Below are 23,853 nucleotides of genomic sequence, written 5' to 3' on the forward strand. Positions count from 1 at the left end.
TAATTGGAGATCAATATTGGCTCTCGGATAATTTCCATCTTCGGCGAATTGAACGCTCGTGCTTCCTTACGCCAATCCTAATTTCAACGTAGTCCATTTCTTCATTACGCGTAGGATTAATCCGATAACGTAGTCGCGACACTACCAGTCCATGCGAGTGCTCATGCATCTGAGCTAAGGTGCGCGCTTTATTCATGCTTGCATGGGACTCTATTTATGAACTCCGTTTTTATTGTGGACGATCATCCGGTCATCCGCCTCGCCGTGCGAATGCTCCTGGAACATGAAGGCTACAAGGTCGTCGGTGAGACCGATAACGGTGTCGATGCCATGCAGATGGTCCGTGAATGCATGCCCGACCTGGTCATTCTCGATATCAGCATTCCCAAGCTGGACGGCCTCGAAGTACTGGCCCGCTTCAACACCATGGGTTCCAATTTCAAGATTCTGATTCTGACGGCGCAGTGTCCTACGCTGTTCGGTATCCGCTGCATGCAATCCGGTGCATCGGGATATGTCTGCAAGCAGGAAGACTTGAGCGAATTGGTCAGCGCAATCAAAGCGGTACTTTCCGGTTACAACTACTTCCCCAGTCAGGCACTTAATCCGGTGCGCAGCGATGACACTCGATATGCAGAACTTGAACTATTCAAATCCGTTAATGATCGCGAGCTGATGGTATTGCAGTTATTTGCACAAGGACGCACCAACAAGGAAATTGCCAAGGGCATGTTTCTGAGCAACAAGACCGTCAGCACTTATAAAAAGCGTCTGATGCAAAAACTCAAAGCCAGATCCCTTGTAGAACTTATCGAGATGGCCAAACGCAACGCACTCGTGTGAGACCCCACATGCCCAGCCGTCTGAAGGACTACCTGATCACCTTGAGCGCCGTTCTGTATCTGAGCGCCAATGCCTTCGCCTCGCCAAGCCCCTCACCCGACTATGCGTTGCTCAGCCGCTCGGCAACCGAGGCTGTCGGGATTGTCCTGCAACCGTCACAACGGCAATGGCTACAGACTCGCAGCGAACTGAAACTGGGTACCTCCGCACCTGATTACCCGCCATTCGACATGACCGTCAGTGGCCAGGACTACGAGGGACTGACCGCCGATTACGCAGGGATTCTCGGTCAGGCCACCGGTTTGCCGATTCGCGTGCAACGCTTTCCCTCGCGCGAGGCTGCAATTCGCGCCTTGATCGATGGCCAGATCGACCTGCTTGGCACAGCCAACGGCTACGAAGCAGGCAATGCCAACCTCGCGCTCTCCACACCTTACGCGGTCGATCAGCCGGTACTGGTGACCCGCGAAGATGAAACCCGCTCGCTAACCGAAGGCCTCGCCGGCCTGCGCCTGAGCATGGTGTATCACTATTTGCCGCTGCCGGAGATCAAGGCGCTGTATCCCAAAGCGCTGATCACCTGCTATCCGTCCTATCAGAACGCAATCAACGCGGTGGCCTTCGACCAGGCCGATGTGTTTCTCGGCGACACCCTCTCCACCCATTACATGATCAACAAGGGCTATCTCAACAACGTCCGCATGGCCAACTTCGGCAAGCAGGAAGCCCATGGCTTCAGCTTCGCCGTGCGGCGCAGCAATCCGCAGTTGCTGGGCATCATCGACACAGTGCTCGCAGCGATCCCGCGCAGCCAGCGCGATGACATCGCCAAACGCTGGAGCGCCGGCAGCGACCTGCTGCTCACCGACAGTAAACTCCAGCTGACGGATCGTGAGGAGAGCTGGCTCAAGCAGCATCCCGTCGTCAGCGTAGTGGTCAATGAGGCGTACGCACCGCTGACCTTCTTCGACAGCGCCGGCAATTTCCGCGGCATCAGTGCCGACCTGCTCGAACTGATTCGCTTGCGTACCGGCCTGCGTTTCGAAATCCAGCGCAGTCGCAACGATGCGGAAATGATCAGGCAGATCGACAATCACAAGGCCGATCTGATTGCCGCCCTGCTGCCCAGCGCCGAACGTGAAAAAAACCTGAGTTTCAGTCGTCCCTACCTGGAAAACTCCTACGTGCTGCTGACCCGCAAAAGCGCCGACAGCCCGACCAACCTGGCCCAACTCAAAGGCAAGCGTCTGGCGATCGCCCAAGGCAATCCGCTGGTCGCCTACTTGCATGAGAATTTTCCGGGCATCGAACTGATCGAAACCCCCGACACCTTCAGCGCCGTGTCGATGCTGGCCGACAATCACGTCGACGGCGCGGTGAACTCGCTGGTGATCGCCAACTATTTCATCTCATCGCGCATATTCGATCGGCCATTGCAAATCACCACCACGATCGGCACCAGTCAGGCAGCCTTCTCGCTGGCGACCGCCCGTGACAACACCGAACTGGCCTCGATCATCAACAAGGCGCTGCTGAGCATCGCTCCCGAGGAGCTCGGCGTAATCAATGGCCGCTGGCGCGGTTACTCCACGGCATCACAGAACATCTGGCAAAACTACCAGCGCCTGTTCTACCAAGTAGTCGCAGCCGCCGGCCTGATCCTGCTGCTGTTGTTGACGTGGAACGCCTACATGCGCCACCAGATCAAGCAACGTCAGGCTGCCGAACGCGCGCTGAACGATCAACTGGAGTTCATGCGCTCGCTGGTCAACGGCACACCACACCCGATCTACGTGCGAGATCGCCAGGGTCTGCTGCAAAGTTGCAACGACAGTTATCTCGAAGCGTTCAACGCCAGACGCGAGGACATCATCGGCAAAGGCGTCGTGCAAGGCACCCTGAGCAATGCGTTCGAGGCCGAGGCGTTCCAGGCCGATTACCAGAGAGTCATTGCCGAAGGCATTCCCTTGATACTCGACCGGCCTCTGCACATCGGCAGCCGCCGCCTGACGATTTACCACTGGATACTTCCCTACCGCGACTCCAGCGGTGCCGTCCAGGGCATCATTGGCGGCTGGATCGATATCAGTGAACGCCGCCAATTGTTTGAAAAACTGCGTGCGGCCAAAGAACAGGCAGACGAGGCGAACCGGGCCAAAAGTACCTTCCTGGCAACTATGAGCCACGAGATCCGTACACCGATGAACGCCGTGATCGGCATGCTCGAACTGACCCTGCGACGCATCGATCCGCAACACCCCGATCGCGCTTCGATCGACACGGCCTACCATTCGGCCAAGGATCTGCTCGGGCTGATCGGCGATATTCTCGACATTGCCCGTATCGAATCCGGGCGCCTGAGCCTGTCCCCGGAGTGGATCAATCTGGTCGACACGGTGACCTCCGTTGCGCGCATCTTCGACGGCCTAGCGCGGCAGAAAAACCTTGCCTTGCAAGTCGTCTTCAACCCGCCGCACCCGGCTGTGGATGTGCACCTGGATCCGCTGCGCTTCAAGCAAGTGCTGTCCAACCTGATCAGCAATGCCATCAAGTTCACCGAAAGCGGCCACGTGCGGATCACCCTCGACCTGATCCCGGCAGACGCTGCTGGGCGAACATTGATGCAGCTGACCGTGCAGGACAGCGGCTCAGGCATCAGCGCCGAAGATCAACAGCGCTTGTTTGAGCCGTTCTCGCAGGCGGACAACGGCTGTCGGCAGGCAAAAAACGGTGCCGGCCTTGGGCTGGTCATCAGTCGCAATCTTTGCGAAATGATGGGCGGACAACTGCAGTTGAGCAGCCAGCCCGGCATCGGCACTCAGGTTTGCATATCGCTGCCGCTGGACAGCCTGCCGGCAAAGGCGAATCCGCCGAAAAGCGAACCGTTGATCAAGCCTGCGACCACGCCGTTACATGTCCTGGTAGTCGACGACCATCCGGCCAACCGTTTGCTCATGTGTCAGCAATTGGAGTTTCTCGGTCATCGCTTCAGCATTGCCGAAGATGGCTGCAGCGGCCTCGAAAGGTGGAAGGCCGATCATTTCGATCTGGTGATCGTCGACTGCAACATGCCCTTGATGAACGGCTATGACATGACCCGTGGGATTCGCCAGCTTGAACTGCAAAACCACCGCCCGCCGTGCACCGTGCTGGGTTTCACCGCCAATGCCCAGCCCGAAGAAGTCCAGCGCTGCAAGCTCGCCGGCATGGACGACTGCCTGTTCAAACCGTTGAGTCTGACCTTGCTCGGACAATGGATCGACGGCATCACGCCGGCTTCACCGGCCTCGGTGTTCGACCTGCAAAGTCTGAGCCTGCTGACCGGCAACAACCCCGGGCAAACCCGACGCATGTTGGTGGAGCTGCTCAAGAGCAGCCGCCTCGACCGCGAGGAACTGCTCAGGCTGTCGCCCGAGGATGATCGCGAAGCGCTGGCAGTGGTTGCGCACAAGATCAAGGGCGCAGCCCGCATCGCGCAGGCCTCGCGGTTGATCGAATGCTGCGATGAGCTCGAGGACGCCTGCCAGCGAGCGCTCGCGTCACAGGAGATTGCCCGTCGCTGGGCGGCAACCAGCCAGGCGATGCTCGAACTGGCGCAGGCCCTGCAACAGCAATTGACCCTGGCCGATCAAGGCACAGTGAGCGAGTCTTAACTATGCTTGGACGCTGAGCAGTGAGTTAAACATTCATGGAGAGCCTGCAATGCACAGCCCACTGCGCCCCGAGCAACGCCGGTTGCCGCTGCACGTGCACATCAGCGTCATGTTCACCTTTCTTTTATTGCTCACGGGCGTGGTGCTGGGCCTGTTCAATTACCACCAGACCACGCAGATCATCCTGTCGAGCAGCGAAAAGCTGTTTGACCGCATCGAGCAGGATGTACGCCTCGATCTGCAGGCAACCTATCAACCGATCCGCAACCTGCTGAGCCTGCTGGCGGACACCCCGGCGGCCCACGCGAGTGATCTGCAACAACGCCTGCCGTTGCTCAAACCCTTCAGCCAGTCGCTCACCGATAACCCGGCGCTGGCGTCGCTGTATCTGGGTTATACCAATGGTGATTTCTTCATGGTGCGCGCGCTGCGCACTCCGGCTCTGAAGGCACAGCTTCAGGCGCCGGAAGCGGCGGCCTATCAAGTCTGGAGCATCGAGCATGCTCCACAAGGCGCCGTACGCTCGCAATCATTGTTCTTTGATCAGGCCCTGACACCGATCAACCGCCGCGAGCATCCCCAAGAGCCGTACGATCCGCGCAGCCGGACCTGGTTCAGCGACGCCCTGCGACAGGCCGGGCAGATCACCACCGAGCCCTATGTATTTTTCTCGACCCACAATGTCGGCACCACGCTGGCCCGGCGCAGCGGCGAGAACGCGGTGATCGGCGCCGATCTGACCCTCGCTTCGCTGTCGACCGCCCTGGGCAAGCACCGGGTAACGCCTTCGACAGAGATCGCGCTGTACGACACCGACGGCAACGCCGTGGCTTACCCCGACAGCCATCGCCTGATCGTCGATGACCGCACTGCGCGGCTGGCCAGAGCGGCCGATCTCAGCCCTGAGCTGAACGCGCTGCTCAGCTCCGACACTATCGGCAAGCGTCTGCAAGTAAACGACCGGCAATGGATCGTCGCACGCACCGGCATCGAGGAAGGCGGGCCGAAAGGTCTGCAACTGGCGCTACTGGTGCCGGAAGACGAATTACTGGTGGATGCGTTCCGGATGCGCTGGCAAGGCGCGCTGATCACCCTGGCCATCCTGTTGCTGTGCCTGCCATTGGGCTGGGTGATTTCGCGGATTCTGGTCAAGCCGCTGCATGCCTTGGTCAAAGAAGCCGACGCGATCCGCAGCTTCGACTTCAGTTCTCCGCTGGCGCGCCGCTCGCCCGTACTGGAAGTCGATCAATTAAGCCTGTCGATGGCGCGGATGAAAGAAACCCTGGGCAGTTTCTTCCGCATCACCGACAGCCTGTGCGCCGAAACCCGTTTTGCCCCGCTGCTCGAACGTGTGCTGTTCGAAACCGTACAGATTGCTCAGGCGCAGGCCGGTCTGATCTACCTGCGCGAAGCCGACGGCGCGCGCATGGAACCCTATGGACTGGTGATTGATGGCGTGCCGCAGAAGCTGGAGGCGTTCGACATTCAGGGACGAGAGCTGCATAAAAACACCGGGCCGGCGTGGTTCGAGCAACTGGCCAGCGCCAACAATACCGTCAGCCATCTGGGCTTCGATCAGGCCGGCGACTTGCAGAAAATCCTCCTGGCCATGGAATCACCGCGCATTCACCTGATCGGCATCCGCCTGCACAACCAGCACGATGAAACCATCGGCCTGCTGATTCTGCTGGTCAATGACAGTGGGGAGCCGAGTGATCTGGAAAAGCTGCGGCCTGACCGAATTGCCTTCTTGCAGGCAGTGTCCGGCGCGGCGGCGGTGAGCATCGAAAGTCAGCGTCTGCAAGCGCGGCAAAAACAACTGCTCGACGCGTTCATTCAACTGCTGGCCAGCGCGATCGACGCCAAGAGCCCCTACACCGGCGGCCATTGCCAGCGGGTGCCGGAACTGACGTTGATGCTCGCCCAGGCTGCTGCGGCAAGCCAGGACCCGGCGTTCAGCGCCTACCAACCGAGCGAGGATGAATGGGAGGCGTTGCACATCGCCGCGTGGCTGCACGATTGCGGCAAGGTCACGACGCCGGAATACGTGGTCGACAAAGCCACCAAGCTCGAGACCATCAACGACCGCATCCACGAAATCCGCACCCGCTTCGAAGTGCTCAAGCGTGACGTGTGGATCAACTACTGGCAGACGCTGGCAAGCGGTGCAGACGAAGCGGCGCTGGCCCGCGCCCGTGATAGTGAGTTGCTGACGCTCGATGACGACTTCGCCTTTGTCGCCCGCTGCAATCTCGGTGGCGAGGCCATGGCCGAGGCCGACCTGCAACGCCTCGAGCGAGTGGCGCAACGCAGATGGCTGCGCACCCTCGATGATCGCCTCGGTGTGTCATGGGAAGAAAACCGCCGCCAGGCGAAAACCCCTGCGCAGCTGCTGCCCGTCAGTGAAAGTCTGCTGGCCGACAAACCCGAGCATCTGATCGAACGTGACAAGAGCGAACTGATCCCCGAGGACAATCCCTGGGGCTTCAAACTCGATGTGCCCGCGTACAAGTACAACCGCGGCGAGTTGTACAACCTGAAGATCGGCCGCGGCACGCTGACCCGCGAAGAGCGCTACATCATCAACCATCACATGGTGCAGACGATCATGATGCTCAGCCACCTGCCCTTCCCCGGTCACCTGGACAGCATTGCCGAGATCGCCGGCGGCCATCACGAAAAAATGGACGGCACCGGGTATCCGAAACGGCTGAAACGCGAGGAGATGAGCCTGCCGGCGAGGATGATGGCGATTGCCGATATTTTCGAAGCGCTGACCGCCGCCGATCGCCCTTACAAGAAAGCCAAGTCGTTGAGCGAGGCGCTGGGGATCATGGCGACCATGTGCCGTGAAGCGCACATCGATGCGCCGCTGTTCGGCCTGTTCATCAATGAGGGTGTGTACATGCAGTACGCGACGCGGTTTCTTGATCCCGCGCAAATCGACAGCGTGGATACGGCCAGCCTGTTGCACAAGGCTGGCCTCGGCGGTTGATCAGCAGTCGGTCAGGCGCAGGAAAATCGCCGCCAGTTGTTCGATGCCGGCCTGATCTTCGGCGCCGAAACGCGCCAGCTTCGGGCTGTCGAGGTCGAGCACGCCGATCAGGCGACCGTCCTTGACCAAGGGCACTACCAGTTCGCTGTTGGACGCGCTGTCGCAGGCGATGTGACCGGGGAAAGCATGCACATCCTCGACGCGCTGGGTTTGCAGGCTGGCAGCAGCAGCGCCGCAAACACCGCGCCCGAACGGGATGCGCACGCAAGCGATCTGGCCCTGAAACGGGCCGAGTACCAGCTCTTCGTTGCGATTGAGGTAGAAACCGGCCCAGTTCAGATCATCGAGCTGGTTGAACAGGAATGCGGAAAACTGCGCGGCATTGGCGATGAAGTCGCGTTCGTCCGCCAGTAGCGATTCCAGTTGTGCGGCCAACATACCGTAGCCCTCGAGGCCCTGGCCGCTTTGTTGCAAATCAATCATGCCTTGTGCTCCAGCAATTTCAGTCCCACCCAGTAGCGGGCGAATTGATACGCGCAACGTCCGTTGCGATTACCGCGGCCGGTGGCCCAGCGCACGGCGAGGATGTCCAGTGCTTCGTCGCGCTGCCAGCTCAGGCCGGCCTTGGCGGCCAACTGGCCGATCCAGTGCTCGACGACGTTGAGAAAATGTTCCTGGGTAAACGGGTAGAACGACAGCCACAGACCGAAACGGTCGGACAGGGCGATCTTGTCTTCCACCGCTTCGCTCGGGTGCAGTTCGCCGTCGACGCGCTTCCAGTTTTCGTTGTCGCTTTCCTTTTCCGGCACCAGGTGGCGGCGGTTGGAAGTGGCGTACAACAAGACATTGTCGGGGGCCTGCTCGAGCGAACCGTCGAGCACGCTTTTCAGCACGCGGTAGTCGCCTTCGCCGGATTCGAACGACAGGTCATCGCAGAACAGCACGAATCGTTGCGGCAATTTGGCGACTTGCTCGACCACGCGTGGCAGGTCAGCCAAGTGATCGCGTTCGATCTCGATCAGACGCAGGCCGGCACCGGCGTGCTCGGCCAGCAACGCACGCACCAGCGAAGACTTGCCGGTACCGCGTGAACCCCAGAGCAAGGCGTGGTTGGCCGGCATGCCATCAAGAAATTGTTGTGTGTTGCGCCCCAACTGCTCCAACTGCCGGTCGACGCCGATCAGGTCGGACAGACGCATGTCGAGGCTGACTTCCAGCGGCAACAGGTAGCCGCTGCGACCGTCACGCTGCCAGCGCGCTGCCAGGCATGTGTTCCAGTCAATGACGGGGCGCGGTGCCGGCAACAGTGGTTCGATTCGCGCCAGAACCGACTCGGCGCGTTCAAGAAAAGCATTCAATCGGGAATCCACGTCTTCTCCTCGGGCACTTTCACAGTGATGATGACGATCCAGCGACGACACACAGATAAAATCGCCTCAGCAAGCCTTGTTACAAGGCGATTCGGGAACCTCGGTATCCCTGCATGATCGACTATGCTTGAGCAGCGAAGGGAAACGGAAGTGGTTCAACAACCCATGGATATCAAATTCACCCACCGGCTGTCTTACAAGCAAGCCAGGCTTACCGTGCTGGTCGGGTTCATTCTGGGCACCCTGCTCAGTCTGCTGCAGATCGGCATCGATTATGCCAGCGAAGACGCTTCCATCAACCGTGAAATCCTCGCGCTGCTGGAAATCAGCCACAATCCGGCCTCGCGCATCGCCTATAACATCGACGCCGAGCTCGCGCAGGAGCTCACCCTCGGCCTGCTGCGCTCGCCGGCGATCATCGCCGCGCAACTGATCGACAACAACGAGACCGTGCTGGCCAGCGTCAAACGCCCGGAACTGCAGAGCAGCTATCGGCTGATCAGCGACTTCCTGTTCGGCGCCAAGCGTCATTTCGAAGATCGTCTGTACCTCGACCACTTGCCCAACGAATCCCTCGGCGTCCTCAAGCTTGAAGTCGACACTTATGCCTTCGGCAGCCGCTTCCTGCGCCGCGCGGAAGTCACCCTGCTCAACGGTTTTGCCCGCAGCCTGCTGCTGACCGGGATCCTCCTGGCGCTGTTCTACGTGATGCTGACCAAGCCGTTGGTGCGGGTCATCCGTGAGCTCAGCGGTCGCGACCCGCGCAGCGCCGAGCCGACCACGCTCGAGTGCCCGGCCGGCCACGGCAACGATGAAATCGGCGTGCTGGTCAAGGTCGCCAATCAGCAGTTCGAGAACATCGCCACCGAAATCCAGCAACGGCGCACCGCGGAAAACCGCCTGACCGAATACCTCGCGCAACTGGAAGACATCGTCTCTGCGCGCACCGCCGAACTCAAGGCAATCAACGCCCGCCTCAGTCAATCCAACGAAGAGCTGGAAGTGGCCCGCCGCACTGCGCTGGACATGGCCGAAGCGCGTTCGGCGTTTCTGGCCAATATGAGCCATGAGATCCGCACGCCACTCAACGGTTTGCTGGGGATGATCGCGCTGTCGCTGGATGGCCCGCTCAACGCCGAGCAGCAGCAACAACTGTCAATCGCCCACGACTCGGGCAAGGTGCTGGTGGAACTGCTCAACGATATTCTCGACCTGTCGAAATTCGACGCCGGGCAACTGGAGCTGGAAAACATCCCCTTCGACCTCGGTTCGCTGATCGAAGACACCGCCAACCTGCTCTCGCAGAACGCCGCGCCAAGCGTCGAGCTGACCTGTCTGATCGAGCCGCACTTCCCGGCGCTGGTGCTGGGCGACCCGACCCGGGTGCGGCAGATCGTCAGCAACCTGCTGTCCAACGCGCTGAAATTCACCCGCTTCGGTCGGGTCGATGTGCGTCTGTCGGCGTACAAGGGTGGCGTGCGCATCGAAGTCTGCGACACCGGCATAGGCATCGCCCAGGAAGCGCAGGTGAAAATCTTCCAGCCGTTCACCCAGGCCGGCGCCGGTATCACCCGTCAGTACGGCGGCACCGGGCTGGGGCTCGCGCTGACGTACAACCTGTGCGAGGCGATGCAGGGTCGGCTGACCATCAGCTCCGAAAGCGGCTTCGGCAGCCAGTTCTGCGCCGAACTGCCACTGCCCTCTCACACCCGCGCGCTGCCGCCGATACCGTTACGCGGCAAGGTTCTCGCCATCACCGCTGCCAGCAGTGGCCTGGCGGAATTGCTGAAAAGCCTGTTGCCGGTGTGGTGCCTGGAATACACGCAGCGCACTATTGATGATTCGCTGCTGGGCCTGAGTCCGGATGTGCTGATCACCGATTGCCCGGAATGCCTGTTCGGTCTGCGCCCTAGCATCACCGCGCCGATTCTGCTGGTGACTGCTTACGGCAGTTTTCTGCCCAGCGAAGAAGCCGCCGCCCTCGCCCCCTTGCAGCAGCAAGCCCGGCCGCTGGCGCGCAACGCGCTGTACCAGCATCTGCGACGGATTCTGCAACCGGACGCCGCCACCCTCAGCGAAGCACAAGCGGATGCCTTGCCGTCCGCGCGCCGGGGCAAGGTGCTGCTGGTCGAGGACAACCCGGTCAATCAACTGGTCGCCAAAGGCATGCTCGGCAAGCTTGGCTGCGATGTAGTGGTGGCGGGGCATGGTGCCGAGGCGCTTGATCAACTGGAGTTTGCCGATTTCGATCTGGTGCTGATGGACTGCAACATGCCGGTGATGGATGGCTATGAAGCCAGTCGGCAGATTCGCCAGAGCGGGCGCTGGCCGAGTCTGCCGATTGTCGCGCTGACCGCCAATGCCATGTCCGAGGAACGCGAACGCTGCCGCGCGGCGGGCATGAGCGACTATCTGGCCAAACCGTTTCGCCGCGAAGAACTCGCCGCGTTGCTTGATCAGTGGATGCCGACTACTAAAGCCCTTTGATCTGCCCGAGCAAATGATCGAGGCCGGCGCGCAAATCATTGAGCCGGTCGAGATCTACGCCACTGTCGCAGAGCAGGCGCGCCTTGAGTGGCCCGACCTGCTCGCGCAGTGCTGTTCCGGCAGGCGTCAGGCTCAGGTGCATCTCGCGTTCATCCCGCGCCGAGCGCCGACGCTGGACCAGATCGCTCTGCTCCAGACGCTTGAGCAGAGGAGTCAACGTCCCCGAGTCCAGCGCCAGACGTTCGCCCAAGGCCTTGACCGTCGGTTGCTCCGGCGCAGCATCCTGCCATTCCCACAGCACCAGCATCGCCAGGTACTGCGGGTAGGTCAGGCCCAACTGATCGAGCATCGGCTTGTAGGCGCGAATCACCGCCCGCGAGGCCGCGTACAGCTTGAAGCACAACTGGCTGTCGAGCTTCAGCGAATCAACCGCCAGGCTCATTTCAGTAGAGCTTCGATCTCGCCGCTCAGGTCCTGCGGCTTGGTCGTCGGGGCGAAACGCTTGACCAACTGGCCATCCTTGCCGATCAGGAACTTGGTGAAATTCCACTTGATGCCCTGCGAGCCGAGCAGGCCCGGGGCGCGCTTCTTCAACTGCACGAACAGCGGATGAGCATCGGCGCCGTTGACGTCGATCTTCTTGAACAGCGGGAAGCTGACGCCGAAATTCAGTTCGCAGAACTCGCTGATGGCGCCCTCATTGCCCGGCTCCTGTTTGCCGAACTGGTTGCACGGGAAACCCAGTACCACCAGCCCTTGATCCTTGTAGGTTTGCCAGAGTTCTTCGAGGCCCTTGTATTGCGGAGTGAAGCCACACTTGCTCGCGGTATTGACCACCAGCACGGCTTTGCCGGCGAAATCGGCCAAGGTCTTTTGCTCACCCTTGATGGTGGTGCACGGGATATTCAGCAGGTTGTCGCTCATGGGTCGGCTCCGCAATGGTCAGGAAGGCGCAAACATAACGAGCAATTGAATTGTGTGCAATCTAATTGACCGATAAAAAGGCGACGCGATGTCGCCTGTTTCGGTTATTCCCGGGGCTCGAGATTCAGGCACACCGAGTTGATGCAATAACGCAGGCCGGTCGGTGGTGGGCCATCCGGGAACACGTGGCCCAAGTGCGCATCACAGCGCGCGCATTTCACTTCGGTGCGGATCATGCCGTGGCTGGTGTCGCGGATCTCAGTCATCGCGCTATCGCCGATCGGCGCGTAAAAGCTCGGCCAGCCGCAGCCGGAGTCGAATTTGGTCTTGGAGTCGAACAGCGGCTCGTTGCAGCAGACACAGTGGTAGACACCGTCGGTTTTGGTGTTGTTGTATTTGCCCGAGAACGGGCGCTCGGTGGCACTCATACGGCAGACGTTGTACTGCTCGGGGTCGAGCATGGCACGCCATTCTTCCAGGGTTTTCTGCAACTTTTCCATCATCACACCTCAGCGGCTGAAAAAGCCCGATCTGTACCTTTTCCACGGATCGGGCGGCACGTATGATTGCGCCTCGTCACGCGCCAGTCTGGCAGCCAGACCGGGCGCATTCAAACGGATTCTGAGCGCTAAAGCGCCAGACCTCCGCCTGTGCGAAGACGCAGCAATCCCAGTACGGTTGTCCATTTGCCGCCTGGATCGTTCATTTTCGGGATCACATCGCCATGCAGTTCAGCAAATCGAACAAGCTCGCCAACGTCTGCTACGACATTCGCGGCCCGGTGCTCAAGCACGCCAAACGACTGGAAGAGGAAGGCCAGCGCATCCTCAAGCTGAACATCGGCAACCCGGCGCCGTTTGGTTTCGAAGCGCCGGACGAAATCCTCCAGGACGTGATCCGCAACCTGCCGACCGCGCAAGGTTACAGCGACTCCAAAGGCCTGTTCAGCGCGCGCAAGGCGGTGATGCAGTACTACCAGCAGAAGCAGGTTGAAGGTGTCGGCATCGAAGACATCTACTTGGGCAACGGCGTTTCCGAGCTGATCGTGATGTCGCTGCAGGCGCTGCTCAATAATGGCGACGAAGTGCTGGTACCAGCCCCGGACTATCCGCTGTGGACCGCTGCCGTCAGCCTCGCTGGCGGTAACGCCGTGCATTATCTGTGCGACGAAGGCGCCGACTGGTTTCCGGATCTGGCCGACATCAAGGCCAAGATCACCCCGAACACCAAGGCCATGGTGATCATCAACCCGAACAACCCGACCGGTGCGGTGTATTCGAAGGAAGTGTTGCTGGGCATGCTGGAAATCGCCCGCGCGCACAACCTGGTGGTGTTCTCGGACGAGATCTACGACAAGATTCTTTATGACGACGCCGTGCACATCTGCACCGCTTCGCTGGCGCCGGATCTGCTCTGCCTGACGTTCAACGGCCTGTCGAAATCCTACCGCGTGGCCGGTTTCCGCTCCGGCTGGATCGCCATCTCCGGGCCGAAACACAACGCGCAGAGCTACATCGAAGGCATCGACATGCTGGCCAACATGCGCCTGTGCGCCAACGTGCCGAGCCAGCACGCAATCCAGACCGCGCTGGGCGGCTACCAGAGCATCAACGATCTGGTGCTGCCGCAGGGTCGCCTGCTGGAGCAGCGCAATCGCACTTGGGAGTTGCTCAACGATATTCCCGGCGTCAGCTGCGTGAAGCCGATGGGCGCGTTGTACGCGTTCCCGAAAATCGACCCGAAGGTCTGCCCGATCCACAACGACGAGAAGTTCGTGCTTGATCTGCTGCTTTCCGAAAAACTGCTGGTGGTCCAGGGCACGGCATTCAACTGGCCGTGGCCGGATCACTTCCGTGTGGTCACCCTGCCCCGCGTCGATGATCTGGAAATGGCCATCGGCCGCATCGGCAACTTCCTCAAGTCCTACCGCCAGTAACCGGCCTGGAGTGCGCAACGGATTGGCTGTTGCGCACTGTCTGATTCAGCAACACATCTTTGTTCCGCGCCTTTGCAGCCCTTCTACACTTGCGATGCGAGCCGTACAGACGTGTCTGACCTAATGGCGGCGGGGCGAAAGGCTGTGTCATCCGTGTCGGAATCGAGGGTGGGAATTTTCTTTTTCCTCAAGAAACCGCTGTAGGACACAGTTTGAAATAGTCACTCGGTTGAATAGCCCGGTGCCGCACCTTATATACCCCGCAGTACGCTACATCTTTAGCTTGAGGAGAGTTCTACAACCATGATGCGCATCCTGCTGTTTTTGGCCACTAACCTGGCGGTCGTGCTGATAGCCAGCATCACCCTGAGCCTGTTCGGCTTCAACGGGTTCATGGCGGCCAACGGGGTCGACCTCGACCTCAGTCAGCTGCTGGTCTTCTGTGCGGTCTTTGGTTTCGCCGGCTCGCTGTTCTCGCTGTTCATCTCCAAGTGGATGGCGAAGATGAGCACCGGTACGCAAATCATCAGCCAGCCACGCACTCGTCATGAGCAATGGCTGCTGCAAACGGTCGAGCAATTGTCCCGCGAAGCCGGGATCAAGATGCCTGAAGTCGGGATTTTCCCGGCCTACGAAGCGAATGCTTTCGCTACCGGCTGGAACAAGAACGACGCGCTGGTCGCGGTCAGCCAGGGCCTGCTCGAGCGATTCTCGCCCGATGAAGTGAAAGCCGTACTGGCCCACGAAATCGGTCACGTCGCCAACGGCGACATGGTCACGCTGGCTCTGATCCAGGGCGTGGTGAACACCTTCGTGATGTTCTTCGCGCGGATCATCGGCAACTTCGTCGACAAGGTCATCTTCAAGAACGAAGAAGGCCAGGGCATCGCCTACTACGTGGCGACCATCTTCGCCGAACTGGTATTGGGCATCCTCGCCAGTGCAATCGTCATGTGGTTCTCGCGCAAGCGCGAATTCCGTGCCGACGAAGCCGGCGCCCGCCTGGCCGGTACCAGCGCGATGATTGGCGCTCTGCAACGTCTGCGCGCCGAGCAGGGCCTGCCGGTGCATATGCCCGACACCCTGAACGCCTTCGGCATCAACGGTGGCATTAAACAGGGCTTTGCCCGCATGTTCATGAGCCACCCGCCGCTGGAAGAGCGGATTGACGCACTGCGTCGTCGCGGTTGATTTGATCGCAATAAGAAAGAAGGCCCGCAGTGATGCGGGCCTTTTTTTGTATCCCCAGATCCTGCGCGGGCGGCACTGCCCCTTTCGCGAGCAGGCTCGCTCCCACCTTTGAAACGCATTCCCCTGTGGGAGCGAGCCTGCTCGCGAAGACGCCGGAGCTGCTAATAAAAAACTATCTGGAAGAAACCCGATAAACCCGCTCCACCAACCACTCAACCCCGCCCTGCAGAAACTTCGGGCTCTCAGCCAGAATATCTCGCTCTTCCAGTTTCTCCAGCTGCCAACCCTGGCCGAGCAACCGCTGCACCTCATCATCATTCACCGCAAACGGCGGTCCCGGGATCTGCGTCTGATCGTAATCCAGGGTAATCACCAGCCCTTTCATCTCCGGCGCCAGCAAGTGCTGCAAATGCGCCGCGTAGCGCTGGCGCATTGCGTCCGGCAAGGCAATCAGCGCGGCGCGGTCATATAGCGCAGTACAATCTGCGACGTCCTCGGCCGTCAGCGCAAAAAAATCACCGCACCACAATTCGAACGCAACACTGCGATAAACCTTGAATGCGCCCTGCTCGCTGATCTGCGGCTGCAACTGATGTTCGCTGAAAAACTCCTCGACAGCCTTTTCCGCTAGCTCAACCCCAAACACCTGGTGTCCCTGCCCGGCAAGCCAGAGCAGATCCAGACTCTTGCCGCACAGCGGCACCAGCACACGGGCCGACGGTGCAATCGCCAGCTCCGGCCAGTAGCGCTGCAAATACGGGTTGGCCTCGGCCTGATGAAAGCCGATCTGGTTCGAATCCCATTTCTTGTACCAAAACTCAGGCTGCATGGATCACTCCCGAAAAACCGATGAAAAACCGCAGAAACTTATATTGGATTCAGATCGATGATCTGACTGAAGATGGTTCATCTTAGCGCTCAGGAGCCCGTCCATGTTGCCCAGCCTGTTTATCTCCCACGGTTCACCGATGCTGGCGCTGGAGCCCGGTGCCAGCGGCCCGGCACTGGCGCGACTGGCCGCTGAACTGCCGCGCCCCAACGCCATTGTCATCGTCTCGGCGCACTGGGAAAGCCACGAGCTGCTGGTCAGCAGCCATCCGCACCCGCAGACCTGGCACGACTTCGGCGGTTTCCCCCGTGCGCTGTTTGAAGTGCAGTACCCGGCACCGGGCAATCCGCAGCTGGCCGCCGAGGTGGCTCAACTGCTGAACGCCAGTGACCTGCCGGCGCAGCTCGATCCGCAACGACCGTTCGATCATGGTGTTTGGGTGCCGCTGTCTTTGATGTATCCGCAGGCCGATATTCCGGTGGTGCAAGTCTCGTTGCCGAGTCGCGGCGGACCGGCATTGCAGACGCGAGTTGGCCGTGCACTGGCGAGCCTGCGCGAACACGGCATTCTGTTGATCGGCTCCGGCAGCATCACCCACAACTTGCGCGAGCTGGACTGGCATGCCGGCCCGGAAAGCATTGAACCGTGGGCGCGGGATTTCCGTGACTGGATGATCGACAAGCTGGCGGCCGACGATGAAACGGCGCTGCATGATTATCGCCAGCAGGCGCCGAATGCCGTGCGCAGTCACCCGAGTGATGAGCATTTGTTGCCGTTGTTCTTCGCTCGCGGTGCCGGCGGGGTTTTCAGCGTGGCGCATCAGGGCTTTACGATGGGCGCGCTGGGCATGGATATCTATCGTTTCGGTTAACAGCAAAAGATCGCAGCCTTCGGCAGCTCCTACAGTGGAACACATTCCAAAATGTAGGAGCTGCCGAAGGCTGCGATCTTTTGATCTTGAGAGCAAGCAAAAAAAATCCCCGAACCAGTCGGGGATTTTTTATGTTCGATCAATCAGCCCGAGGGCGGATCAATCTTCGCGGTAGCGACGCAGCTTGAGCTGCTTACCGGCCACGCGAGTGTCCTTCAGTTTGGTCAGGAGTTTTTCCAGACCTTCTTCCGGCAGCTCGACGAGGCTGAAGCTGTCACGCACCTGGATGCGACCGATCGCTTCACGGGCCAGACCGCCTTCGTTGAGGATGGCGCCCAGCAGGTTTTTCGCAGCGATACCGTCACGCGCACCCAGCGCGGTACGGCAACGAGCACGGCCTTCGCCCAAAGGCATTGGCGCGCGACGCTCGCGGTCACCACGATCAGGACGATCACCGGAACGCTCAGGACGGTCGCCACGCGGTGCGTTGTTCGGCACCAGTGGACGTTCCTTCTCGATCGCGGCCAGGTTCAGCGCTTGACCGTTGGTAGCCTTGCGCAGCAGCGCAGCAGCCAGAGCACGCGGGGTGCAACCGATGTCGGCGGTCAGGCGGTCGAGCAGCTCACCGTGAGTCGATTCGGCATCAGCAACCAGCGGCGACAGGCTGTTGGTCAGTTTCTTGATGCGAGCATCGAGAACGGCTTGAGCGTCCGGCAGACGCACTTCGGCAACTTTCTGACCGGTTACGCGCTCGATCACTTGCAGCATGCGGCGCTCACGTGGAGTCACCAGCAGCAGTGCACGACCTTCGCGACCGGCACGGCCGGTACGGCCGATACGGTGCACGTAGGATTCCGGGTCGTACGGCATGTCAACGTTGAACACGTGAGTGATGCGCGGAACGTCCAGACCACGGGCAGCAACGTCGGTGGCGACAACGATGTCCAGACGGCCATCTTTCAGCGAGTCGATGACGCGCTCACGCTGGTTCTGGGCGATGTCACCGTTCAACGCGGCGGCTTTGTAGCCTTTGGCGTCGAGGGCGCTGGCCAGGTCCAGAGTGGCTTGCTTGGTGCGCACGAACATGATCAGGGCGTCGAAGTCTTCGACTTCCAGCAGACTGAGCACGGCCGAGGTTTTCTGGTCAGCGTGAACCAACAGGTGAGCCTGTTCGATCGCGGTAACGGTCTGGGTCTTGGTCTGGATCTTGACGTGTTGCGGATCGCGCAGGTGGCGTTCGGCAATGGCGCGGATCGACTGCGGCAGGGTCGCCGAGAACAGCACGGTCTGGCGGGTCGATGGCAGAGCCTTGAAGATGACTTCCAGGTCATCCATGAAGCCCAGCTTCAACATTTCGTCAGCTTCGTCGAGAACCAGATGGTTCACAGTCGACAGGACTTTCTCGTCGCGACGCAGGTGATCGCACAGACGACCCGGGGTAGCGACAACAATCTGTGCGCCATTACGGATTGCCTTGAGTTGCGGGCCCATCGGCGCGCCGCCGTAGACAGCCACGACGGTGACGCCTGGCATTTGTTTGGCGTAGGTTTCAAAAGCGGTTGCTACTTGCAGCGCCAACTCTCGGGTTGGCGCCAGGATCAGGGCTTGCGGTTCGCGCTTGGCAGGATCGATGCGGTGCAGAATAGGCAGTGCGAACGCGGCGGTTTTACCGGTACCGGTTTGCGCCTGGCCAATCATGTCCTGGCCGGCCATGATGATCGGGATCGATTGCTGCTGAATCGCCGAAGGCTCTTCGTAGCCAGTCGCTGCGACGGCTGCAAGAATATTCGGGTTGAGATTAAAAGCGGCGAATCCGCCGGTTTCCTGGGTCATGGGTCTGCCTCTAAGTGCATCCGCAAAGACCCATGCTCCAAAGCTGCGCATGCCGTGTTGAGACTCAAGAGTCGCCCTGGCAGCTTTGTCGGCGGGGATTTGCGAAAACGAATGAATGAAGATGAATCGTCAAGGAAGAGCCCGCAATGCGGACGTGCAGCCGAAGCTGACTTCGGGAAATGCGCTACCTAAACGCGGCCCGGTTAAAGGCCGGCGCGCACTATACCGGATTTCGCCCGAAAAGGGAGCTTTTTTTGTGGCTCTTATCCGTGTGTCACCGCCGTGTAACGGGGTTTTGCGGATAATCGCGCAACGGTCTATTTTGCAAAGGCCCGGCCCTGCGGGCGATGACGCTTAAACGGTTCACCGACCTGCGGCAAAGCGCCGCGCACCCGCCCTTCCCGCTTGAGGATTTAGCCATGAATCAGCCCTGCGCCGGCCGCGTCAGCCGAGAACGTCGTGGTCATGTGCACTTGATCGGCCTCGATCGGGCGGCCAAGCGCAACGCTTTCGATATCGACCTGCTCAACGACCTGAGCCTGGCCTACGGCGAGTTCGAAGCCGACCGCGAAGCGCGGGTCGCCGTGGTGTTCGGCCACGGCGAGCACTTCACCGCCGGGCTTGATCTGGTCAATGCCAGCGCAGCGCTGGCCGAAGGCTGGCAGGTTCCGACAGGCGGGTGCGATCCCTGGGGCGTTTTCGTCGGGCCACGGGTGAGCAAGCCGGTAATCGTCGCCGCGCAGGGTTACTGCCTGACTATCGGCATCGAGCTGATGCTGGCGGCGGACATCAATCTGTGCGCGAGCAATACCCGCTTCGCGCAGATGGAAGTGCAGCGTGGGATCTTTCCGTTTGGCGGGGCGACTTTGCGTTTCCAGCAGATTGCCGGCTGGGGCAATGCGATGCGCTGGTTGCTCACCGGCGACGAGTTTGATGCACACGATGCGTTGCATCTGGGCTTGGTCCAGGAAGTGATGGCCAGTGAAGACTTGCTGCCCCGTGCGATCGAGCTGGCCGAACGGATTGCCCGGCAAGCACCGCTGGGTGTGCAGGCGACCTTGATGTCAGCGCGACAGGCGTGTTATGAGGGTGAGACAGCGGCGGCGCAGGCGTTACCGGCACTGGTGAAGAAGTTGCTCGCCACTGAAGATGCCCGGGAGGGGGTGAGATCGCTGGTGGAGCGGCGGCCAGGGATTTTCAAAGGGGTGTGAAGAATCTGCTGCCTGTCAGGGCCTTTTCGCGAGCAGGCTCGCTCCCACAGGTCGAACGCATTTCAAATGTGGGAGCGAGCCTGCTCGCGAAGGGGGCGGTACTGCCGGCTCAGGTCGCCGGGCGAATCGCGTTGATCAACGACTGCAACGAGTACCCCAACTGCGGCGCCAGCGCTTCGGCCCGCTGGGTCAGCGCCTGCATGTCCAGCGCCTGATCGAGATCCGCCGGGATAATCAGAATCACGTTGCCCTCCTTCACCGGCAACTCCCAGTAATGCCGGTGATAGAGGCCGCGCAACAATGCCGCGCCCAGTGGTTTGCCATCGTCGGTGGCCCACTGGTTGATCACCAGCCAGCCGCCCGGATTCAGGCGCTTCTGACAATCGCCGAGAAAACTCCAGGCCAGATGCCCGACACCGGGACCGACATCGGTATAGAGGTCGACGAAAATCAGATCCGCCGGCTCGGCAGTCGGCAGCAATTCCAGCGCATCGCCGACGCGGATGTACAAACGCGGATCATCATCCAGGCCAAGATATTCGATGGCCAGGCGCGGCACGTCCGGGCGCAGTTCGATGGCCTCGACGTCTTCGAGCGGCAGAAACTTCAGGCAAGCCTGGGTCAGTGTGCCCGCACCCAAACCGAGAAACAGCGCGCTCTCCGGCTGCTCGTGGCACAGCGCGCCGATCAGCATCGCGCGGGTGTAGTCGTACTCCAGCCAGCTCGGGTCGGCAGTGAACACGCAGCTCTGCTCGATCGCATCGCCGAACTCGAGAAAGCGGTAATCGGCCACTTCCAGCACGCGAATCACGCCGAACTCATCCTGTACTTCGGCGAGCAGATGCTCGACGCGCTCCTCAGTCATTTCGTCTCCTGATGGTCACCGGGCGCGGTGACGCGATGGCACCGCTGTGGCGCCGTGGCAAAGCGGCGATTGTCGGCGATGGGGCGGGAGCAGGTCACGCACTAATTGCTGCTAACATGGCGTTTCCCTGCGTACGAACTTCGAGACCGTGATGAGCCAACCGTGGAGCCCTGACAGCTGGCGCGCCCTGCCGATCCAGCAACAACCGCAATACCCCGACGCCGCGCACCTGCGCCAGGTCGAGCAAACCCTGGCCAGCTATCCGCCGCTGGTGTTCGCCGGCGAAGCGCGCGAGCTGCGCCGGCAGTTCGCCGAAGTTACCCAGGGTCGCGCGTTTCTGTTGCAGGGCGGCGATTGCGCGGAAAGCTTCGCTGAATTCTCCGCAGCGAAGATTCGCGACACCTTTAAAGTGTTGCTGCAGATGGCGATCGTCATGACCTTCGCTGCCGGTTGCCCAGTGGTCAAGGTCGGGCGCATGGCGGGTCAGTTCGCCAAGCCGCGTTCGGCCAACGACGAAACCATCGGCGGCGTGACCCTGCCGGCCTATCGCGGCGACATCGTCAACGGCATCGGCTTCGACGAAAAGAGCCGCGTGCCGGATCCAGAGCGTTTGCTGCAGTCCTATCATCAGTCCACAGCGACCTTGAACCTGTTACGCGCTTTCGCTCAGGGCGGTTTTGCCGACCTGCACCAAGTGCACAAGTGGAACCTGGATTTCATCGCCAACTCGGCGCTGGCCGAGAAGTACAGCCATCTCGCCGACCGCATCGATGAAACTTTGGCATTCATGCGCGCCTGCGGCATGGACAGCTCGCCGCAACTGCGCGAAACCAGTTTCTTCACCGCCCACGAAGCCTTGCTGCTGAACTACGAAGAAGCCTTCGTGCGCCGCGACAGCCTGACCAACGATTACTACGATTGCTCGGCGCACATGCTGTGGATCGGCGACCGCACGCGTCAGCTCGACGGCGCGCACGTTGAATTCCTGCGCGGGGTGAACAACCCGATCGGCGTCAAGGTCGGCCCGAGCATGGACCCCGATGATCTTATCCGCCTGATCGACGTGCTCAACCCGGACAACGATCCGGGGCGTTTGAACCTGATCGCGCGGATGGGTGCGAACAAGGTCGGCGATCATCTACCGGCACTGATCCGCGCGGTCCAGCGCGAAGGCAAGCAAGTGCTGTGGAGCTCCGACCCGATGCACGGCAACACCATCAAGGCCAGCAGCGGCTACAAGACCCGTGACTTCGCGCAGATCCTTGGCGAGGTGAAGCAGTTTTTCCAGGTGCACGAAGCGGAAGGCAGTTATGCCGGCGGCATTCACATCGAGATGACCGGACAGAATGTCACCGAGTGCATCGGCGGCGCGCGGCCGATTACCGAGGATGGCTTGTCCGACCGTTATCACACCCACTGCGATCCACGGATGAATGCTGACCAGTCGCTGGAATTGGCGTTTTTGATTGCCGAGACCCTGAAGCAAGTCCGCCGCTAGACCGAGTAGCCCCAATTCGCGAGCAGGCTCGCTCCCACATTTGCAATGCGTTTCCCTGTGGGAGCGAGCCTGCTCGCGAAAGGGCCGGCTCAGGCAACCTCAATCCGCGCCAATGCCACCCGCAACCGCCCCGCACTCTCGCGCTGACAATTCAACTGCACCCGCGCCAAACCCAACCAACCGGCCATCCGCCGCAAATTCAGCGCCAGCGCCAGCATCCCCTCCTCGTCCAGTCCCGATTCTTCCTCATGCACCGCATGCACCGCCAACTGCCCTGCCGCCCGTTCGGCACGCAGATCAACCCGCGCGGCGATCCGCTCGTTGTGCAAAAACGGCAGCACGTAATAGCCGTAAACCCGCTTGGGCTGCGGTGTGTAAATCTCCAGACGATAGCGGAAATCGAACAAACGCTCGGTGCGGCTGCGCTCCCAGATCAGCGAGTCGAACGGCGACAGCAGCGCACTGGCAATGACCTTGCGCGGCACTTTGGGCTCCGGCAGGCAATAGGCGATCTGCCGCCAGTCGGCGACTTCGCACATCTGCAATTGCCCCGCCTCAACCAGTTCAGCCAGACGCGGCCGCGCATCCGCAGGGCTCAGGCGAAAGTAATCACGCAGGTCTCTTTCCGTACCAACGCCCAATGCTTGCGCCGCATGCGAGAGCAAACCGCGTTGCGCCTCGGCCTCATCCGGTTGGGGCTGCTGCAGAATCGCTGCCGGAATCACTCGCTCGGGCAAATCGTACAAGCGCTCGAAACCGCGTCGCCCCGCCACTGTGACCTCACCGGCGGCGAACAACCATTCCAGCGCATGTTTCTCGGCACTCCAGCCCCACCATGGCCCGGCCTTGTCTTCGCGGGTCGACAGACTGCCGGCGCCAAGCGCGCCCCGCTCCTCAACCGCAGTCAGCACGCGGCGAATGGTTTCCTGTTGTTCGCGACCAAACCTCGCCAATTGCTGGTAGATGTCTTCGCCACGCTTGGCCCGTTGCATGCGCCAGCCCAGCAACGGGTACATCGACATCGGCAACAGCGACGCTTCATGGCCCCAGTATTCGAACAGCGTGCGCCGACGGCCCGAACTCCAGGCAGCCTGGTCGAGCAAGTCAGATGAATAGCAACCGAGACGGGAAAACAGCGGCAGGTAGTGCGAGCGCACCACGGCATTGACGGAATCGATTTGCAGTAGACCCAGCCGTTCGATCAGTCGGTTGAGATGACTGGCATTGACGTTCGGCGGCTGGCGCCCGTTGAACCCTTGGGCAGCCAGCGCCAGACGTCGCGCCTGTTTGAGGGAAAAGGACACTGTCGCGGGCATTTATTCCTCCATGTCTGCTCGCAACCTACCT

18 protein-coding genes are annotated in these 23,853 nt (G+C 60.6%); 9 read left to right on the forward strand and 9 right to left on the reverse strand.

Annotation, left to right across the window (positions count from 1 at the left end; translation table 11 throughout):
• Window positions 1-216: 216 nt before the first annotated feature.
• The 3 genes from AB4N85_RS13345 to AB4N85_RS13355 are packed head-to-tail and all read left to right on the forward strand — an operon-like array spanning window position 217 to window position 7,491.
• Window positions 217-843 (forward strand): response regulator transcription factor, encoded by a 627-nt coding sequence (locus AB4N85_RS13345; protein WP_041478434.1) that lies wholly within the window; start codon window positions 217-219, stop codon window positions 841-843.
• An 8-nt stretch (window positions 844-851) separates the two neighbouring features.
• Entirely contained in the window at window positions 852-4,496 is a 3,645-nt protein-coding gene (locus tag AB4N85_RS13350; RefSeq protein ID WP_460064672.1) for a transporter substrate-binding domain-containing protein, read from the forward strand.
• Window positions 4,497-4,545: 49 nt separating this feature from the next.
• Window positions 4,546-7,491, forward strand: coding sequence for an HD domain-containing phosphohydrolase (locus tag AB4N85_RS13355; protein ID WP_252868036.1), 2,946 nt, complete (start codon window positions 4,546-4,548; stop codon window positions 7,489-7,491).
• Here AB4N85_RS13355 and AB4N85_RS13360 read toward each other — a convergent pair whose 3' ends face one another.
• Together AB4N85_RS13360 and AB4N85_RS13365 are read right to left on the reverse strand one after the other, a co-directional pair.
• Entirely contained in the window at window positions 7,492-7,974 is a 483-nt protein-coding gene (locus AB4N85_RS13360; protein ID WP_016770850.1) for a GAF domain-containing protein, read from the reverse strand.
• Window positions 7,971-8,861: an ATP-binding protein gene (locus AB4N85_RS13365; RefSeq protein WP_041478431.1), complete on the reverse strand. Its 891-nt coding sequence runs from the start codon at window positions 8,859-8,861 to the stop codon at window positions 7,971-7,973. The genes AB4N85_RS13360 and AB4N85_RS13365 overlap by 4 nt, the downstream gene beginning before the upstream one ends.
• Before the next feature lie 165 nt (window positions 8,862-9,026).
• Here AB4N85_RS13365 and AB4N85_RS13370 point away from each other — a divergent pair, with 165 nt between their 5' ends.
• Complete coding sequence (locus tag AB4N85_RS13370; protein WP_252868037.1) at window positions 9,027-11,348, forward strand: hybrid sensor histidine kinase/response regulator; 2,322 nt, start codon at window positions 9,027-9,029, stop codon at window positions 11,346-11,348.
• On the opposite strand, the gene AB4N85_RS13375 is transcribed toward AB4N85_RS13370, so the two are convergent.
• From AB4N85_RS13375 to msrB, 3 genes are all read right to left on the reverse strand, one after another.
• Window positions 11,335-11,790: a MarR family winged helix-turn-helix transcriptional regulator gene (locus AB4N85_RS13375; protein WP_056788501.1), complete on the reverse strand. Its 456-nt coding sequence runs from the start codon at window positions 11,788-11,790 to the stop codon at window positions 11,335-11,337. The genes AB4N85_RS13370 and AB4N85_RS13375 overlap by 14 nt on opposite strands.
• Window positions 11,787-12,272, reverse strand: coding sequence for a glutathione peroxidase (locus AB4N85_RS13380; RefSeq protein ID WP_016770854.1), 486 nt, complete (start codon window positions 12,270-12,272; stop codon window positions 11,787-11,789). Before AB4N85_RS13380 ends, AB4N85_RS13375 begins: the two co-directional genes overlap by 4 nt.
• Before the next feature lie 104 nt (window positions 12,273-12,376).
• Window positions 12,377-12,772, reverse strand: coding sequence for a peptide-methionine (R)-S-oxide reductase MsrB (gene msrB / locus AB4N85_RS13385; protein ID WP_252868038.1), 396 nt, complete (start codon window positions 12,770-12,772; stop codon window positions 12,377-12,379).
• A gap of 224 nt (window positions 12,773-12,996) precedes the next feature.
• Between msrB and AB4N85_RS13390 the strand changes: the two genes are divergently transcribed.
• Together AB4N85_RS13390 and htpX are read left to right on the forward strand one after the other, a co-directional pair.
• Window positions 12,997-14,208, forward strand: a complete 1,212-nt coding sequence (locus AB4N85_RS13390) for a pyridoxal phosphate-dependent aminotransferase (RefSeq protein WP_016770856.1) — start codon at window positions 12,997-12,999, stop codon at window positions 14,206-14,208.
• Window positions 14,209-14,511: 303 nt separating this feature from the next.
• Window positions 14,512-15,399: a protease HtpX gene (gene htpX / locus AB4N85_RS13395; protein WP_007908619.1), complete on the forward strand. Its 888-nt coding sequence runs from the start codon at window positions 14,512-14,514 to the stop codon at window positions 15,397-15,399.
• A 172-nt stretch (window positions 15,400-15,571) separates the two neighbouring features.
• Here htpX and AB4N85_RS13400 read toward each other — a convergent pair whose 3' ends face one another.
• Window positions 15,572-16,228 (reverse strand): thiopurine S-methyltransferase, encoded by a 657-nt coding sequence (locus AB4N85_RS13400; RefSeq protein ID WP_460064680.1) that lies wholly within the window; start codon window positions 16,226-16,228, stop codon window positions 15,572-15,574.
• 103 nt (window positions 16,229-16,331) lie between these two features.
• On the opposite strand from AB4N85_RS13400, the gene AB4N85_RS13405 reads away from it, so the two are divergent.
• A complete protein-coding gene (locus AB4N85_RS13405) occupies window positions 16,332-17,099 on the forward strand; it encodes a DODA-type extradiol aromatic ring-opening family dioxygenase (RefSeq protein WP_252868040.1) in 768 nt (255 codons plus the stop codon).
• Between the two features lie 159 nt (window positions 17,100-17,258).
• Here AB4N85_RS13405 and AB4N85_RS13410 read toward each other — a convergent pair whose 3' ends face one another.
• Window positions 17,259-18,932, reverse strand: coding sequence for a DEAD/DEAH box helicase (locus tag AB4N85_RS13410; RefSeq protein ID WP_016770859.1), 1,674 nt, complete (start codon window positions 18,930-18,932; stop codon window positions 17,259-17,261).
• A 419-nt stretch (window positions 18,933-19,351) separates the two neighbouring features.
• On the opposite strand from AB4N85_RS13410, the gene AB4N85_RS13415 reads away from it, so the two are divergent.
• Window positions 19,352-20,143 carry a crotonase/enoyl-CoA hydratase family protein gene (locus tag AB4N85_RS13415; RefSeq protein WP_460064684.1) on the forward strand — a complete coding sequence of 264 codons (792 nt, stop codon included), beginning with the start codon at window positions 19,352-19,354 and terminating at the stop codon, window positions 20,141-20,143.
• Window positions 20,144-20,252: 109 nt separating this feature from the next.
• Here the strand turns inward: AB4N85_RS13415 and AB4N85_RS13420 are convergent, their stop codons facing one another.
• The gene (locus AB4N85_RS13420) at window positions 20,253-21,008 is read right to left on the reverse strand and encodes a spermidine synthase (protein ID WP_056788491.1); all 756 of its coding nucleotides are present in this window, start codon (window positions 21,006-21,008) and stop codon (window positions 20,253-20,255) included.
• 151 nt (window positions 21,009-21,159) lie between these two features.
• Here AB4N85_RS13420 and AB4N85_RS13425 point away from each other — a divergent pair, with 151 nt between their 5' ends.
• Window positions 21,160-22,506: a class II 3-deoxy-7-phosphoheptulonate synthase gene (locus AB4N85_RS13425; RefSeq protein ID WP_095182202.1), complete on the forward strand. Its 1,347-nt coding sequence runs from the start codon at window positions 21,160-21,162 to the stop codon at window positions 22,504-22,506.
• A gap of 89 nt (window positions 22,507-22,595) precedes the next feature.
• Here AB4N85_RS13425 and AB4N85_RS13430 read toward each other — a convergent pair whose 3' ends face one another.
• A complete protein-coding gene (locus AB4N85_RS13430; RefSeq protein ID WP_460064688.1) occupies window positions 22,596-23,822 on the reverse strand; it encodes a winged helix-turn-helix domain-containing protein in 1,227 nt (408 codons plus the stop codon).
• Window positions 23,823-23,853 lie beyond the last annotated feature (31 nt).

The organism is Pseudomonas sp. H1_G08, from assembly GCF_054681355.1.

Bases quoted from the DNA above. Each gene is read 5' to 3' on its own strand.
- AB4N85_RS13430 (WP_460064688.1), bottom strand. From the start codon at position 23,822: ATGCCCGCGACAGTGTCCTTTTCCCTCAAACAGGCGCGACGTCTGGCG.
- AB4N85_RS13360 (WP_016770850.1), bottom strand. From the start codon at position 7,974: ATGATTGATTTGCAACAAAGCGGCCAGGGCCTCGAGGGCTACGGTATG.
- AB4N85_RS13355 (WP_252868036.1), top strand. From the start codon at position 4,546: ATGCACAGCCCACTGCGCCCCGAGCAACGCCGGTTGCCGCTGCACGTG.
- AB4N85_RS13410 (WP_016770859.1), bottom strand. From the start codon at position 18,932: ATGACCCAGGAAACCGGCGGATTCGCCGCTTTTAATCTCAACCCGAAT.
- AB4N85_RS13405 (WP_252868040.1), top strand. From the start codon at position 16,332: ATGTTGCCCAGCCTGTTTATCTCCCACGGTTCACCGATGCTGGCGCTG.
- htpX (WP_007908619.1), top strand. From the start codon at position 14,512: ATGATGCGCATCCTGCTGTTTTTGGCCACTAACCTGGCGGTCGTGCTG.
- AB4N85_RS13390 (WP_016770856.1), top strand. From the start codon at position 12,997: ATGCAGTTCAGCAAATCGAACAAGCTCGCCAACGTCTGCTACGACATT.
- AB4N85_RS13375 (WP_056788501.1), bottom strand. From the start codon at position 11,790: ATGAGCCTGGCGGTTGATTCGCTGAAGCTCGACAGCCAGTTGTGCTTC.
- AB4N85_RS13370 (WP_252868037.1), top strand. From the start codon at position 9,027: ATGGATATCAAATTCACCCACCGGCTGTCTTACAAGCAAGCCAGGCTT.
- AB4N85_RS13345 (WP_041478434.1), top strand. From the start codon at position 217: ATGAACTCCGTTTTTATTGTGGACGATCATCCGGTCATCCGCCTCGCC.
- AB4N85_RS13380 (WP_016770854.1), bottom strand. From the start codon at position 12,272: ATGAGCGACAACCTGCTGAATATCCCGTGCACCACCATCAAGGGTGAG.
- AB4N85_RS13415 (WP_460064684.1), top strand. From the start codon at position 19,352: ATGAATCAGCCCTGCGCCGGCCGCGTCAGCCGAGAACGTCGTGGTCAT.
- AB4N85_RS13350 (WP_460064672.1), top strand. From the start codon at position 852: ATGCCCAGCCGTCTGAAGGACTACCTGATCACCTTGAGCGCCGTTCTG.
- AB4N85_RS13420 (WP_056788491.1), bottom strand. From the start codon at position 21,008: ATGACTGAGGAGCGCGTCGAGCATCTGCTCGCCGAAGTACAGGATGAG.
- AB4N85_RS13425 (WP_095182202.1), top strand. From the start codon at position 21,160: ATGAGCCAACCGTGGAGCCCTGACAGCTGGCGCGCCCTGCCGATCCAG.
- AB4N85_RS13400 (WP_460064680.1), bottom strand. From the start codon at position 16,228: ATGCAGCCTGAGTTTTGGTACAAGAAATGGGATTCGAACCAGATCGGC.
- msrB (WP_252868038.1), bottom strand. From the start codon at position 12,772: ATGGAAAAGTTGCAGAAAACCCTGGAAGAATGGCGTGCCATGCTCGAC.